General features: G+C 58.7%; 15 protein-coding genes. All 15 read left to right on the plus strand.

The window, feature by feature from the left end; genetic code table 11:
• Positions 1 to 218: 218 nt before the first annotated feature.
• Entirely contained in the window at positions 219 to 1544 is a 1326-nt protein-coding gene (locus G442_RS22905; RefSeq protein WP_051292452.1) for an MFS transporter, read from the plus strand.
• The gene (locus tag G442_RS0116505) at positions 1541 to 2008 is read left to right on the plus strand and encodes a MarR family winged helix-turn-helix transcriptional regulator (RefSeq protein ID WP_026398877.1); all 468 of its coding nucleotides are present in this window, start codon (positions 1541 to 1543) and stop codon (positions 2006 to 2008) included. Before G442_RS22905 ends, G442_RS0116505 begins: the two co-directional genes overlap by 4 nt.
• Positions 2009 to 2263: 255 nt before the next feature.
• The gene (locus G442_RS0116510; protein WP_026398878.1) at positions 2264 to 3418 is read left to right on the plus strand and encodes an acyl-CoA dehydrogenase family protein; all 1155 of its coding nucleotides are present in this window, start codon (positions 2264 to 2266) and stop codon (positions 3416 to 3418) included.
• Between the two features lie 36 nt (positions 3419 to 3454).
• Complete coding sequence (locus tag G442_RS22910) at positions 3455 to 4774, plus strand: aromatic ring-hydroxylating oxygenase subunit alpha (RefSeq protein ID WP_084440667.1); 1320 nt, start codon at positions 3455 to 3457, stop codon at positions 4772 to 4774.
• Complete coding sequence (locus G442_RS0116520; RefSeq protein ID WP_026398879.1) at positions 4774 to 5247, plus strand: aromatic-ring-hydroxylating dioxygenase subunit beta; 474 nt, start codon at positions 4774 to 4776, stop codon at positions 5245 to 5247. Before G442_RS22910 ends, G442_RS0116520 begins: the two co-directional genes overlap by 1 nt.
• A complete protein-coding gene (locus G442_RS0116525; RefSeq protein ID WP_026398880.1) occupies positions 5244 to 5993 on the plus strand; it encodes an SDR family NAD(P)-dependent oxidoreductase in 750 nt (249 codons plus the stop codon). Before G442_RS0116520 ends, G442_RS0116525 begins: the two co-directional genes overlap by 4 nt.
• A gap of 16 nt (positions 5994 to 6009) precedes the next feature.
• The gene (locus tag G442_RS0116530; protein WP_026398881.1) at positions 6010 to 6963 is read left to right on the plus strand and encodes a PDR/VanB family oxidoreductase; all 954 of its coding nucleotides are present in this window, start codon (positions 6010 to 6012) and stop codon (positions 6961 to 6963) included.
• 2 nt (positions 6964 to 6965) lie between these two features.
• Entirely contained in the window at positions 6966 to 7478 is a 513-nt protein-coding gene (locus G442_RS0116535; protein WP_246789501.1) for a flavin reductase family protein, read from the plus strand.
• Between the two features lie 47 nt (positions 7479 to 7525).
• Complete coding sequence (locus tag G442_RS0116540) at positions 7526 to 8770, plus strand: amidase (RefSeq protein ID WP_026398883.1); 1245 nt, start codon at positions 7526 to 7528, stop codon at positions 8768 to 8770.
• Positions 8767 to 9348 (plus strand): nuclear transport factor 2 family protein, encoded by a 582-nt coding sequence (locus G442_RS0116545; RefSeq protein WP_026398884.1) that lies wholly within the window; start codon positions 8767 to 8769, stop codon positions 9346 to 9348. The genes G442_RS0116540 and G442_RS0116545 overlap by 4 nt, the downstream gene beginning before the upstream one ends.
• 9 nt (positions 9349 to 9357) lie before the next feature.
• The gene (locus G442_RS0116550) at positions 9358 to 9753 is read left to right on the plus strand and encodes a hypothetical protein (protein WP_051292454.1); all 396 of its coding nucleotides are present in this window, start codon (positions 9358 to 9360) and stop codon (positions 9751 to 9753) included.
• Between the two features lie 255 nt (positions 9754 to 10008).
• Entirely contained in the window at positions 10009 to 12300 is a 2292-nt protein-coding gene (locus G442_RS22915) for a TonB-dependent receptor (protein WP_051292455.1), read from the plus strand.
• 91 nt (positions 12301 to 12391) lie between these two features.
• On the plus strand, positions 12392 to 13552 hold the full coding sequence (locus G442_RS22920; protein ID WP_051292456.1) for an alpha/beta hydrolase fold domain-containing protein: 1161 nt from the start codon (positions 12392 to 12394) through the stop codon (positions 13550 to 13552).
• Positions 13553 to 13645: 93 nt separating this feature from the next.
• Positions 13646 to 14896: an MFS transporter gene (locus tag G442_RS0116565; protein ID WP_026398886.1), complete on the plus strand. Its 1251-nt coding sequence runs from the start codon at positions 13646 to 13648 to the stop codon at positions 14894 to 14896.
• Between the two features lie 68 nt (positions 14897 to 14964).
• A partial coding sequence (locus tag G442_RS25930; protein ID WP_211229162.1) for a sugar phosphate isomerase/epimerase family protein occupies positions 14965 to 15791 on the plus strand: 827 nt, incomplete at its 3' end.

Genomic DNA, 15791 nt, shown 5'->3' on the forward strand with positions numbered 1-15791 from the left:
CATATCCATAAGGCTTCAGTCTCCATACCCATTCCGTAACGTTCCATTGGTAGCACATTCGATGGATATTTCCACTACTTTGTCGGCAAAAACGACACATGAATTTAGATCATATTCCATTGAATATTATCTTGACACCGCAATTGAAACGAGATCGTTTTCTTTTCGAAAGCAAAGCTCCGGCGATCGCCCCACCATAAGTCGGGAGTAAATGATTGATGTCCGTTTCATCTCGTCGCCGACTTGTCAGCGCCTCGATCGGGAACATTGTCGAGTGGTATGACTTCGCCCTCTACACGGCGTCGACACCTCTGATTTTTACGCATCTGTTCTTTGCGGCGAGTGCAGGAGAGTGGTTTTCTCAATTTCAATCCTTGGCGATTTTTGCTTCAGGGTTCGTTGTGCGGCCGCTTGGGGGCATTTTGTTCGGCGCGCTGGGTGATCGGCGCGGGCACGCAACGGCGATGCGCTGGACGTTGCTGCTCATTGGACTTGCGACGGTGCTAATCGGCCTGTTGCCGACCTACGCGCAGGTTGGAGTTATTGCGCCACTCGGCCTGCTGATGCTTCGGGTCGTACAGGGACTGGCGGCTGGCGGCGAATGGGCCGGGGCTGTCCTGATGATCGGAGCCTCAGATCCGGCAGCGCAGAAAGAGAAAAAAAATGGGCTGGCTTTTGCGCTAAGTCAGTCAGGCGTTGCGTTTGGCATGCTGCTGGGGGGCGTCGCCTTGTGGGCGGCGCAACGGCTCGGGCATGACGCTTTTTTCCATTACGGCTGGCGGCTGCCATTCATCGCAACCGCGCCTTTTCTTTTACTGGGATTGTGGCTTCGCAGCAGCCCACGCGCGTCAGAGGCGACATCGGAAGCAAACTCGTCCGATGTCGCGGCGTCAGGCTGGGCTGTGATGGAGCATGGGCCGGCACTGCTTTGCGGCGTTGCCCTGCGTATGGCGGAAAGCGCGTGCATCTACCTTATCCTTGTATTCGGTCTCAGTTACGGCAGTAGCGTGAATATCCCTGTTTCATGGCTTCTGACTGCAAACACGGTCGCCATCGCCGCCGACGCATTGGCCATACCGTTCTTTGGTTGGTTATCGGATCGAATCGGCGCCGGCAGAACGTTCGCAATGGGGGCGGCTGCGATGGGGGTTGGCTCAGCCCTCTTCTTTCAGGCGCTTCATCAGAACTCCCTGTCTCTTCTCATTCTGGGTTTTGCGGGAGGCGTCAGCCTGTGCCACGCACCGATGATTGCAGCGGAGCCGATATTGTTAGCGCGCATGTTTCCGTCGCGCGTTCGCTACCGTGGCGTCGCAATGGCGCATGAACTGGGTGGCGTTCTTGCAGGGGGACTGACGCCGCTTATTGCTGCAGGCATCGTGCATCAGACGCAAAGCGTCGTCGGCGTCGTCTTGTATCTGTTTGCGCTCTCGTTTCTGGCGCTGGGTTGCCTGAGGGGCAGTCGACGTCTGCGTCGACGCCTTTCCTCCGTCGCCGGAGTAAGATACGAGCAAGTTGACGAAACATACATATCGAGGGCGTCTTGAAACGAGGAACAGTCTGGAAATCGGCGGACCCAACAAACCCGTCCTTCTCTCCCGAGACCTCGCCCTTCTATCATCTATCCCGATTGATCGGCCTGTATCACCTTCGCATGGACGCACATCTCAAGCCTATCGGCATGGATGTGCCGCGTTGGCGGGTGATAAATATACTGTCTGAACACGAGAGCGCTCCGATCAGCCTGATCGCCGATCTTGCAGTGACTCGCGTTTCCACCATGACCAAGCTCGTCTACCGCATGCAGGCGGAAGGGCTGACGACGACATCCGTGTCTCCAACCGATGGGCGCGTAACGATCGTTAGTCTGACAGATGAGGGACGAGCGGCTCTTGAAAAAGTAAGAGCCAAGGCCGGATTGATTTTTCAGCGCGCTTTTCATGACATTCCGGATTCGGAAATCGAGTCTTTGATGAAGATGGTCAAGAAAATATACGACAACATTTACTGACGATTTCGCACGTATTTTTTCAAATATATCGTTTGTAAATCTATGAGATCGCCAATACGCGAATTAATTAACCCTCGGGCGGCTCTTCCGTCCTGAAGGGCATATGAGTCCTCTCGCCCCCAAGCCTTTAGTGAAAACCGCACTCACCGTGAGCGCTCACTGTCTCCGTTCGTTTTTGCCGACAAAGTAGTGGAAATATCCATCGAATGTGCTACCAATGGAACGTTACGGAATGGGTATGGAGACTGAAGCCTTATGGATATGTCTGCCGTGGATGGCGGGAGCGGCCTTGGGTCTGGCGAGGCGTTCGCCCAGCTCCTTGACGCAGTGCGCGAGCAGGCGCTGTCGTTTCGTGCGGCGCGGCGGGTTGCCGGCGACATTGTCGAGCGTTTCCGGCAGGTCGGAATTTACCGCGCCTTCGTGTCGCGTCGCTTCGGCGGGCTTGAGGTTTCGCCAGTCCGGTTTCTTGAGGCCATTGAGGCGATAGGCCATGCGGACGCGTCCGCAGGCTGGGTCGCAAGCTTCGGCGTGTCCGCGCTGTATCTCGCGGCCCTGCCGGTCGCGACGCTGGAGCGGATTTACGCTTCCGGCCCGGACGTCGTGTTCGCCGGGGCGATCTTCCCGCCTCAGGCCGTCGGGACGGATGGCGATGCGCTGATCGTCTCCGGCCGCTGGCCGTTCGCCAGCGGTTGTACCGGAGCCTCCCTGCTGGGCGTCGGGATTTCCGTGCCGGGCGATGCGGGCGGACTGCCGCGCACGGCCGTCGTGCCTGCGGCGTCGGCGCGGATCGAGGAGACGTGGAATACGCTGGGCCTCGCCGGCACTGGAAGTCATGACGTCGTTCTGGACGGCGTGCGGGTCGACCCGGACTGGACTTTCATTCGTGGCGGAGAGGCCAGCCTGGAGGGCGCGATCTACCGCTATCCCTCTCTGGCGCTGGCGGCGCAGGTGCTGACCGTGGTCGGGCTCGGCTGCGCGCAGAGGGCTCTGGACGAGGTCATGGCCATGGCTGCGGGGCGTCGGTCGATCACCGGGGCCCCGGTCATGGCCGATCGCCCCTACGTCCAGACCGTGATCGGCGAGATATCGGCGCAGCTGTCCGCCGCCCGCAGCTTTTTCTATGACGTGACGCACGAGGCCTGGGCCGTGGCGCAGGGCGGGGAGAACGCGTCCGAGGCTCTGGCGAACCGCGTCCGCCTGGCCTCGACCCACGCCGCGCAGATCTGCGCCGAGGTCGCGCGGCGCTGTTTCGAACTGGGCGGCATCGCCGCCGTGCAGAACGACCACATTCTGGGCCGCTGCATGCAGGACTGCGCCGTCGTGGCGCAACACGCCTTTATGGCGCGAGGCAATTACGAGGTCGCCGGTCGGGTGATGCTGGGGCGCGGCGGTCGTCCCGGATATCCGTAAACCGTGCGCCGCACAGAGACTGAGGGAGCGAGAGCAATGAGCGGACAGACCGATCCCAGGGCTTTTCTGGGTCCTGATCGTGCGGACGGGACGATCTACAACGATCCCGCGCTGTATGAGATGGAGATGGAGCGCATCTTCATGCGCAACTGGATCTGGGTCGCGCATCGCAGCGACCTTCCGGAAGCGGGTGATTTCATCACGACGTTTGTCGGCGCTCATCCGGTCATCGTCTCGCGCGACCGCAAGGGCGCGGTGCATGTGATGCTCAACCGCTGCCGTCACCGCGCGGCGACGGTATGCGAATTGTCGAAGGGCAGGACGTCGAGTTTCGTCTGCCCTTATCACGGCTGGGCCTACGGGCTGGACGGCGCGCTGCGCGCCCTGCCGCAGCCTGCGGGGTATGGCGACCTGCTGAACAAGTCGGAGTTGCCGCTGGTCGGGCTGCGTGTCGAGGAATACGCCGGCCTGATCTTCGCCACGTTCGATCCCGAAGCGCCGTCGCTGGACGAGTGGCTGGGCGCGGCTAGGCCATGGATCGACCTGTTCATGAAGCAGGGCGCGGGATGGCCGGTCAAGACAATGGGCGAGCATCGCTTCACCTTTCCGGGAAACTGGAAGATCCAGCTCGAGAACACGACCGACGCCTATCATTTCCCGATCGTGCACAAATCCTTTCTGGATTCCGTGGACAGGGAGACGCAGGACACCTTCGATTTCGTCGAGGGCTCAGGGTTCGTCGAGGATCTGGGCAACGGCCATTCGGTCATGGTGATGATCCCCGAACTCGTCGATCTGGAGGCGGATCTGGACGCGCCGATCCCAGAACGGTTCCAGGATCTGGCGGACGCCCTGTTGAAGGATTATGCGCCCGAGCAGGTGCGGCGCATCGTGCGCGCGGTCGGCGGGTCGGGGTTCAACCTGAACCTGTTCCCCAATCTGGCGTGTTCAATGGCGTTTTTCCGGGTGCTGCGTCCGCTGGGCGTGCATGAGACCGAGATCCGCCATATCGCCATCGGCATGGACGGCGGACCGGAGTCCGGCAATCAGGCGCGTCTGCGCCTGCACGAGCATTTCCAGGGACCGATGGGTTTCGGCACCCCGGACGACGCCGAGGCGTGGGATCGCGTGCAGCGTGGTTCGGTCGCCGGGCGCGATATCTCGATCCTGCTCAATCGCGGGCTTGCGCATGAGGAGGCGGGGCCGGACGGGCGTCTGCGCAGCGATGTCAGCGCCGAGACCGGTATGCGCGCGGCCTATCGCCAGTGGCTGGCGTCCCTCGAGGCCGGGCCGGGTCCGTCTCTCCCGGCGCAGACCGGGTCCTGTTCCCACAAGGCCGCCGGGGAGCGCGTGTGATGACGATATCGCTGAACGAGGCCGTCGAACTGGTCACCCTGGAAGCCGATCTTCTGGATCACGACGGGTTTCGCGAATGGCTCGACCTGTATGTCCCCGACGGGCTTTACATCGTGCCAATCGATCCCAACGCTGCGACCTTCGAGGGGGTCCTGAACTACGCCTATGACGACGCGCATATGCGCGAAAAGCGCGTCGAGCGTCTGCTCGGCGGGCGCTCCATCTCGGCCGCGCCCCCCGCGCGCACCGTGCGCATGCTCGGACGCTACCGCATGCTCGAGGCCAGCGATGAAACCTGCGTCCTGCGCTGCGCCATGACCCTCACGGAACTCCGCCAGCACAGGCTGCGCGAATACGCCGCAAACATCACCTACACACTCATAAAAACAAACACAGGCCTCAAAATACAAAACAAAATCATAAAACTCCTCAACTCAACAGAAAACCTCACAGCAATCAGCTATATACTATGAATAAAGCAAACAATCTCCCGGTCGCTCTGGTGACGGGCGGCGCGCGCGGACTGGGTTTCGCAATCGGCGCGCATCTGGTTCACGCCGGATATCGCGTCATTCTTGCGGATCGCGATGGCGAAGCGGCGACGTGCGCCGCAACCGAACTCGGTGCGTTCGCGCAGGGCCTGACACTGGACGTCACGTCTGAATCCGGCGTCGAGAGCGCTCTCGATGCGGTAGAGGCGGAACATGGTCTGCCGTGGCTGCTGGTCAACAATGCGGCGTTGATGAAAGCGCAGCCTGTGCTCGATATCGATATCGAGACGTTCGACGCCGTCATGTCCGTGAATGCGCGCGGAACTTTCCTGTGCAGTCAGAGATTTGCGCGGCGTCTGCGCGGCCTGGACCAGGGGGGGCGGATCGTCAATATCGGTTCACTCGCCGGACAGAATGGCGGCTCGGCGACTGGCGCGCATTATGCGGCGTCCAAGGGGGCGGTCCACACTCTGACCAAGGTCTTTGCGCGGGATCTGGCGCCTTACGGCATTACCGTCAACGCCATTGCGCCGGGGCCGCTCGACCTGCCTTCCGTAGCGGAGACGATTGGCGAAGACGCCGCAGCACGGATCGCACAGGCGTTGCCCACCGGCCGTATGGGCGATCCCACCACCATCGCCCGCATGGTCGTCGAGCTTGCGCGACCGGACGCGGGTTCGCTGACGGGCGCCACGATCGACATCAATTGCGGTCTTTACATGAGATAAGAGAGGAGAAGCGGCTATGACATCAGGTCGGGATCGGCTGGACGTCGTTGTGGGCGCCGTAGAGAAACTGGGCGATGTTCTGATCTTCGACCTGCTTCCGGTCGCCGGGGAGTTGCCGGACTGGGAAGCTGGCGCGCATATCGATATTTTTCTGGGCGACGACATCGTCCGGCAATATTCGTTGTGCGGCAGGCCGGGAGACCGCTCTCGCTACCGGTTGGGCGTCCTGCTGGACCCGCAATCGCGTGGCGGATCAAAGGCGATTCATGATCGGGTCTCTGTTGGCGCGCGGTTTCAGATCGGAGCGCCACGCAATCTTTTCGCGCTGGATGCGTATCCGGGACGAGCCGTCCTGATCGGCGGCGGGATCGGCGTTACCCCCCTGATCGCGATGGCGCATGCGCTGGAGGCTCGGGGGCGAGACTTCCTTCTTTATTACGTGGCGCGCGAACCGGTTTTTGCTGAGGCACTGTTGACGGAAAGCTTCGCGGACAAGGTTGTCGTGATCCGTGATCGCGGACAGCCCGACGATGATAAACTGGTCCCTGCAACGGTCATTGAGCAGGCCGGTTCGGCCGCAAGCCTGTCGATTTACACCTGCGGGCCTGTGGGCCTGATGGACGCCGTGGTGGAGGCAGCGGCGAAAGCGGGCATCGCATCGGACCGGATCCACAAAGAGGCGTTCGCCGCGCAACCGATTGCGGGGGGAGAGAGCTTTGAGGTTCTCGCCGCAAAATCTGGCGTGCGTGTTTCGGTTGGAGCGGACGAGGCGATCACAACCGCCCTCGCCCGAGCTGGCGTCAAGGTCGCAGTCAATTGCGAACAGGGGATTTGCGGCACGTGTGTCGTCAACCTGATCGAGGGGGAGCCCGAGCATCGTGACGAATATCTGACCGAAGACGAACGGACGGATCAGATCGCGTTGTGCTGTTCGCGGTCCCGGTCGCCGTTGCTTGTGGTGGATTTGTGAACATGGTTTCGGAAAGCGAAAAATCGATAACTGCCGTAACGTCAGACGAATTTCGACGCGCGATGGCGCATTTTGCGACTGGCGTAGCTGTTGTGACGTCCACGGACGCAGAGGGCGAGCAGGGAGCGACAATCAGCGCCCTGAGTTCGGTGTCCCTTGATCCGGTCACGTTGCTGATCTGCCTGAACCGGCGCAGCGCAACCTGCAGGGCTGTTGAGAAAACACAGCGTTTTGGCTTGAGCATTCTCGAGCGTGGGCAGGAAGACGTTGCGCGCCATTACGCGATGCCAGCCGACAAGAAGACGGGCGACCTGCCGGTCGACAGACATGACGATGGCAGTCTTTTCGTCCCGGATGCGCTGGTGCAGATCAGCGCCGAGGTCATTGAAACTCTGCGTGGCGGCACGCACGAGATCTTTCTCGCCCGTCCCCTGCATATCCGTCTGAACGAAAAGGCGGATAGCGGCCCGCTTCTGTATTTCCGCGGAGCGTTCGAACTGACGGGGAACGGTTGACGTCTCTGGATAATCAGTAAAGTCGAACAGGAAAGGGTGGAGGTGTCATGAAAGACGTTTCGCAACACGTCGCGGAAAAACTGAGCCGGATTGATCACTTTGATTCTTCAGTCCGGGCTTTTTCGGCGTATGATCCAGGACGTGCAGGCGTTGCAGCGCAACGGCCAGGAGACGGCGTGCTGTCGGGTCTGGTCGTCGGCGTGAAGGACATCATCGACACCGAGGATTATCCCACCACCTATGGGTCAGGGATTTACGAGAATCATCGTTCTCGTGGCGACGCGGCGTGCGTGACCTTGCTGCGCTCCGCCGGCGCTGTCGTCGCGGGGAAGACGGTCACGACAGAGTTCGCCTTTTTTCGGCCCGGTCCGACGGTGAATCCGTTTGATGGCGCGCGCACTCCCGGCGGATCTTCCAGCGGCTCCGCTGCAGCCGTCGCGGCGGGGATGATAGATATAGGTCTTGCGTCGCAGACGGCTGCATCCCTGACGCGTCCGGCATCCTATTGCGGTGTTGTGGGGTTCAAGCCGAGTTATGGACGTTATGCGCTTTCGGGGGTGAAGGCGCTGGGGCCGTCATTCGATGCACTTGGCGTCATTACGCCGGATGTGAAGATTGCAGCGCTTGCCGATAGCGTATTGCAGGGGCCAGTGCCGACGCCTGTTGCGCTGACGCCGTCGCGTCCTTCGCGGATAGGCGTCTGCCGCACGCCCTGGTGGAGAGAAGCTGAAGAGGGGACGCGGATGGCGATGGCCAGCGCGTCCGATCTTCTGCGGGATGAGACCTCCATGGAAGAGGTCGATCTGTCGGATTTCGTAGAAGCGAACGATCTGCATGTTACGATCATGAGCTATGAGGCTGCGCAGGCGTTGGCTTGGGAATATCAAGAGCGTCGTAATCTGTTGAGCCCTCAGATTATCGGCCTGATCGAAGCTGGTCGGAAAATTTCACGCTCCACGTATGTCGCAGCCACCGAGAAGGCCAGCGCGTTGCGTCGTCGCATGGATGCGGTTCTTGATCGCTACGATGTCCTGCTGGCGCCTGCTGCGCCGGGGGAAGCGCCATTGCGCGAAAATGGCACCGGCGCTCCGACATTCAGCCGCATGTGGACGTTGCTGCATCTTCCGAGTCTGACTCTGCCGGGGTTGACTGGCCCTGCAGGATTGCCTGTCGGCGTACAGCTTGTGGGGCGGATGGGCGACGACGCTGGGTTGCTTGAATATGGAGCGTGGGCCGAAGCAATTTTTCCACCCCGTCCTCTACCACGTCTGGCGGACGGAGCATCGGTATGACTGATCACGGAAGTAGCGTGAGCGACGTGGAGGCGCGCCTCGCGTTGTTGGAGGCGCAACTGGAGACATTGCGCGCAGAGGCGGATATTCGCCGTCTGCAGGCCCGTTATATGTTCCTGTGCGATACGCCGTGCCCCGAATATGGCGTGTCAGACGATGCAGCGCGCATCGACCTGATTATGGACCTGTATTGCGATGACGCTGTCTGGGAAGGCGTGGGTTCGTACTATGACGGGCAGTTCGGTCGCGCCGAGGGGAAAGCTGCGATTCGTGCTCATTTCGAGGCTTTCTGGGGTGAAAAGCGTGACCCGGCCTTGCTGCTGAACGTGCATTATCTGACGTCAGAACAGATTCACGTTGAGGGCGACGTTGCTGACGGTCAGTGGGTTCACTGTCAGCCATGGATTTTTTCAGACGGTAAAAGCCTGTTGCGCTCCAGTCGGCTGAATAACCGCTTCTGCAAAGTCGCCGGGGTCTGGAAAATTTCCAGGACACGAACTGAAAATGTCTTCGTGGCGCCTTTGTCCCCCGGATGGGCCGAAAGCATTCCCCAGCATTCTGTTTTGATGAAACCGTAGGAAACAATCATGAATAAAGAAGAGCTTCTGAATAAACTCGAAACCGAGGTCGTGGATCTTCATGTCGTGCTGCAGGCATGGTTTCGTGGAGAGGGGGGGAATGATCCGTCGGTCGTCACGAGGCATTTTGACGCTGATTTTCAGATGGTCGGGGCAGCTGGCCGCGTTCTTTCATGCGCCGTTTTTGCAGCGGCGTTGCCGGGTTTATATGGCTCGCGACCTGGTTTGGTTATGGAAATCCAGAACGTCGAAATCCGTCATGTATTCAACGGCGGCGTTGTCGGATTCTATCGTGAAATTCAGACGCAGGGGGAGCAGAGAACCGAACGCTGGTCGTCCGTTGTTCTGGTCGATGGAGAAGAGGGGTTTGTCTGGAAGCAGTTGCACGAAACATTTTGTAGCTGATTATTTCTAGAAAAAACGAAGTGGCACGGTATCGGTGGCGCCGTTGTCGTTTTCGTGATGAACGGTAAGGGGAAAGGTGGAGCCGACCGCGTCCGCCCTATCTTTTTATAATTGCAGGAGATTGTGACGGTCAGCCCATTGGCTGCCTCAGGCTGTTCGCTGGAAGCGTCAAAATGATGAACTATCGCTTGACATATCCACTAATATTGACATCATTACGGTGTCGAGCCAAACAGAGTTGGGAATCACCATCCAATGCCCCTAGCCGCATTCACTTCTGGTCCACGTTTCATCGGTTTCGGACGAGCGGCGCTGCGCGCTAATCTGATGGCCGGCGCCTTCTGTGGTTGCTTCATGACGCCGACATATGCGGCGACACAGAGTACGCCCTCCAGTTCGCAACCTGTCGCGGCGAAGCGTGCGGCGCAGCCGTCGGTGGCGCCGGCCCGCAAAGCCGTAAAGATGCGAAGCACGAAGACCGAAGATATCATTGTGACGTCGACGAAGCGCCACATTTCGGAGCAGCATACGCCGGGAGCGGTGTCCATAATCTCAGCGAAGACACTGCGTGAAAATAATATCAGCGACATCAAGCAGTTGGCGGCAATTCTGCCAGCCGTGTCGTTCGCCCAGTCAAACTCTTCGGTGTTGCTTGGCATTCGTGGCGTTGTCAGCCGTGACACGACGAATCCGGCGGTGGCGCTGGCGTTTGACGGGTTTTACACGCAAGCTGCCGACGGCCTGAACATGAGCATGTTCGACATCGATCATGTCGAAGTTATGCGTGGACCGCAGGGAACGTTGGCGGGACGTAACGCGACGGCAGGTGTCGTCGCCGTCAATACGGCCCGGGCGGTGGACCACTTCGCCGCGAATTTGTCAGGTGGCGGCGGCAATTATGGAGCCTATGGCTTTAGCGGGATGGTCAACGTGCCACTCACCGACAAGCTTTGGGTTCGGGCGTCTTTCCAGACACGGGATCATTCCGGGTATCGTAAGAACCCGGTTGGGAAGGATGGGGATGACCAGCATACGCGCGCGGGACGGATCGCGGCGACGTACCAGGCCTCCGAGAAATGGACCTCCCATCTTCTGTTCGAATACGACAACGTGGACGACGTTGGTTCTGTCGTGCAGGCGGTGCCGCAGCGTTACAACGCTGACGGATCGGTGAACGTCTCGCGGCAGTCTATTCCTGGAAATGGACGTAAGTTCGATGTGCCCTACGGTGGTTTCGAGCACGGCGATGCGGCCAATGTCCGCTGGGACACGTCCTATGATCTCGGGTTCGCCAATATCACTTATCTGGGCGGCTGGCGACATTTGAATTATGCGCGCAACAACACGCTGGGTGGAGCATATGGCTCGAACGTTCAGAATTACTCGTATAACTCGAACGAGCATATCAGCACGCTGAACAATGAAATTCGTCTTTCTGGAAAAGAAGGGAAAAGATACTTCTGGCAGGTCGGCGGGTTTTTCTTTCGGGAAACGAACAGAAATTACACGACGTTCTCTGACTACAAGTCTAATAACATCGTCAGCGGTCGGCGCGATATTTACATTTATAACTTCAACCCGCAGGGAGTCGATTCGAAGGCGGTTTTCGGACAGGCTAGTTATAACATAACAAAAAAGCTTACGGCCGACTTTGGAATTCGCTGGACGCACGATCACCTGTGGCAGTACGGGTCGCAGACTCTGTCCTCGCTTTCAACTTATCAGAAAACAGGCGTTCTAAACGGCGTCGCCGCCGGAACTCATGACGCCTTTTCGAAATCACGAATCACGTATCATGCCGGACTGAATTACAATATTACACCGATCAACATGGTGTATTTCAAGTTTGACACCGGTTATAAATCGGGTGGGTTCAGTAACGGTATTGCGTATGGTCCGGAGTATCTGACTTCCTATGAAGTCGGTTCCAAGAACCGGTTTTTCAATAAGCGTCTGACGTTGAATGTTGATGCGTATATATATGATTATACACATCAACAGGTGACGCAGTATGTGGGAAATTCGCCGACGTCCCAGGTGGTCAATGCAGGCGCATCGAAGTATTACGGCATCGAAGCGCAGGGGCAGGCTCTCCTGACGGATTGTGATCGGTTCGATTTTTATGTCGGGTATGACGACGCCCAGTACACGAAATTCGACCTCGCGCAAGGTTCCGGCAACATCAGTCTCGCAGGAAAGCGACCGCCGCAGGCTCCACGCTGGAATTTCAACCTGGGCCTCGAGCATGACTTCAACGTGTTGCATGGCATGCTGACGGCTCGCGCCCAGACGCATTTCCAGACTAAAACATACTTCACCGTTTACAATTACGGCGCCGACGAAATGCCGACCTACCATAAGACCGACGTCATACTGACGTATAAGCCGAACAGTGGGCATTGGCAGGTTCGCGCGTACGTGCAGAATATTGAAAATCGCCTGATCCTGGCGAACGCGCAAAATCCGTCCAGCACGACGTATCAGGCGTATCGTTACCAGTACATGCCGCCGCGCCTGTATGGCGGAGAATTCACCTACACGTGGTAATGAGGCCGAGCGCGGTTTGCGGGATGGGTTTCATGCCGCAAACCGCGCGTTGTGGTGGATTAGACAGTTTCGTTTAACGTAGGAAAATATCATGAAGAGACTGGGTAAAGCGTTTGTATCCATGACGGCGGGTCTGTTGTCGATGCAGGCTTATGCCCAGACGACGCCTGAACCGCCTCCTGTCAATCCGGCGGGCCATGTCCTTCTGGATGGTTCTTCAGTCCCGTTCTCGTCTCTGGCCAGTCAGGGAGCGCTGGATGAGTTTCGGGCCTCCCCGCATGGTTCGCACAACTCCTCAATGGATTTCAGCGATATTCAGGGCTGGCGTAATCGCGTCAACAAGGCGCAGGAGCCTGTCGTAAAGTCGCTGGAGGCCCAGTTTCCTGTCGATATACGCTCATATGACGTCGATGGCGTGCCGGTCAGCGAGGTGACGCCACGTATTCCTGGATTCAAGGCAGAAGCGGTGCTGATCGAATTGCATGGCGGCGGGTTTGCCGTTGGCGAAAAGTGGCGTGGGCTTATTGAATCTATCCCCATCGCTTATCTGGGGCATTTCAAGGTGATCACCGTCAATTACCGCATGGCGCCGGAGGCGCGGTTCCCGGCCGGAAGCGAGGATGCTGAAAAAGTTTACACCTATCTTCTGAATCGGTATTCGCCGTCGCGGATTGGCATTTATGGTTGTTCAGCAGGCGGTATCATCGGCGCAGAAATGGTCGCGGCGCTGATAAAAAAACAGATGCCGGTTCCTGGCGCTATGGGCATGTTCTGTTCCGGCGCTTTAGGATCGGCGGAAGGGGACTCCCTGTTCGTTGGCGCGCTGATGGACGGAAACGCGCCGCCTAAGAGCATCGTCAGGGTGGAAGCGTTCACCCCTTATTTCAAGGGAGCGCGATTTGACGATCCCTTGGTCTCGCCGGTTCTGTATCCAGATCTTCTGGCCAAATTTCCGCCTGCGCTGTTTATTACGGGCACCAGGGATCCAGCGATGAGCGACGCATCATTTACGAATAACCAGATGGCTCTTGCTGGTGTGGAGACGGAATTTCACGCGTGGGATGGAATGCGGCACAGCTTCTTCAACTCCAGCGATAAATTCAGGGAAATACGAGAGGCGCGCCGCATCATCGTTGGATTTTTCGCCCATCATCTGCTTGGTGTCCCGAGAGCCCAGGCTTATGCTCCGCGGGAGAATGGCGACAATGCTCCGTCTCTTGCGGCCGAGCTGGCGGCGACAGAAAGCCGGTGAGGCGTAGGGGGACGCGGGTGATGGGAGTGAGGCTGATGTGGCGACGAAGATTGTTTGCGACCCAACCGTCCTGCCTGCGGGGACAGTGATCGGATGCAATCCTCCCTGGTTGCCGACGCACCCCCTTCGCGTCGTCTCGTCAGATCGGCTGTAGGCATTGTCCTCGGCCAGTTCGGCGTTTTCACGGCCTTGCTCGCTCCTGCGGTCGTCAGTCTGGCCGTGCATGTAGCGCGTATATGTCCGCATAACAGGACGGTCGTTCTTTCTACTGCGCTGACAATCGGGGCCATTGTCGCCATGTTGGCAAACCCCGTGTTCGGAGCGCTGAGCGACCGCACCCGATCGCGTTTCGGCCAGCGCCGGATCTGGGTGCTCGCTGGCTGCATACTGGGTTTTGCAGGTCTGTTCGCACTGTCTCGATCAACCGGACCGTTCGGCGTTTATTTTGGGTGGGGGATGACGCAGATCGGCTACAACGCTGCGATCGCTGCGATCGCTGCGTTACTGAACGATGTCGTTCCTGATCAATATCGTGGAAGATTCGCGTCTTTTATGGGAATTGCGCAATACAGCGCATTCCTTTCAGCCAGTTATATTGTATCTCTTTGTGCGTATTCAGACAGCGCGATGTTTCTGGCGCCAGGGCTGCTGGGCTTTGTCGGCGCTGCGGCGCTTGCCTTCTGCGTTCCCGAAGTCGCAGTTGCGGCAGAGCATCGGACGCGGGCGCCCTCCGGCGGGGCGTCCCGGTTGAGTCTAAGCGGACTCATGGTCAGCAGGGATTTTTTCTGGGCCTTCGTCAGCCGTCTGTTTACGACGGCCGCTCCGTTTACTTTTCTCAGCTACCAGACATTTTATTATGTTGATGTCTACAAAATACAGGTTTCGCAAGCAGCGAAACTGGTCTTTCAGGCCTCCGTCGCGGACACCGCCTGTCTGCTGCTGTTCAGCGCTGTGTGTGGTTGGTTGTCCGACCGTCTTGGTCTGCGCAAGGTGTTTGTCTGGGTGGCGTCGGCGCTGATCGGAGCGATGCTTTTGGTGATTCCTCATGTGTCGTCGTTCACAACGTTGTTGCTGTTCGTCGGCGTTATGGGCGGAGCGCACGGGGTTTATTCATCGGTGGACCATGCGCTGGTGATCGAAGTCCTGCCGGACAAGAAACGCGCGGCCCGTGATATTGGCGTCATGAACATCGCCGGGGTGTTGCCGCAGTCAATCGTGCCCGCATTGGCACCCCTGTTGATCGGTTTCGGGGGCGACCACGGTTATCTCGTGTATTTTGGTTTCGGCGCCTTGTGTGCGTTCATCGGGGCGTTGGCTATCCTGCCGGTTCGCGCCGTTCGCTAGCGGTTGAAAAAACGCGATCGGAAAATATCTCCGATCTCTTTCACTCTCCAGATATAGACGGGGTTCAGATGAGCGCACGGATGTGGGCAATTAATCCGATCCAGTGGTTTGCGACGCCAGACGGTTGGCTTGATCCGACATCCGGGCCGGAATTGCCTGCGCTTCTGGAGGAGATCAAGCGGGCCGGATTTGACGCCATGCACGCAGCCGCTCCCGGCGGGATGGCGGCCGGCGAGTACGCCGAGCTTCTTGCTCAGGCGAATGTTCGCCCGGCGCCGGGCTACATGACTGTCTTGCACGATGACGGAAACGAAAGCGCCCTAAGCAACTCGGACGATCTGAAACGCGCTGCGGCCACTCACGCCGAGCTGGGGCTGTCGGACATGTTTGTCGCCCTGAAAATGCATCGCGACCATCCTCGTGTGGCGGAACATGCGGGTCAAGGGTATCTGGCTGACCACGCGCGCCTCTCCCGACTGGTGGAGTTGTTCGCCCGGGCGGCGGATTGCGTCGTGACCGAAGGGGTCCGTCCGCTGCTTCATCCACATGTGGGGACGTGGATCGAAACAGAAAGCGAGACACGCTACATTCTGGACCATGTTCCCTTGGAGGCTATGGGCTTCGGACCAGATCTCGGTCATCTGACGTGGAGCGGCGCGGACATTCCGAGCCTGCTGCATACGTACGCGGATCGTATCGGCGCCGTTCACATCAAGGATATCAACCTGTCGGTGCTTGAATCCTGCCGTAGGGCGAGCGCCCCCTATCGCGCGACGGTGACGCAAGGATTGTGGGCGCCTCCTGGAAAAGGAGGGTTGCCACTGGCAGAGTATCTTTCAGCATTGTCGGCTGACAAACCGGTCTGGTTGATTTCCGAGGTCGACTGGGTGGCGGA

The sequence above is a fragment of the Acetobacter nitrogenifigens DSM 23921 = NBRC 105050 genome (genome assembly GCF_000429165.1).
Taxonomy (GTDB): Bacteria; Pseudomonadota; Alphaproteobacteria; order Acetobacterales; family Acetobacteraceae; genus Acetobacter; species Acetobacter nitrogenifigens.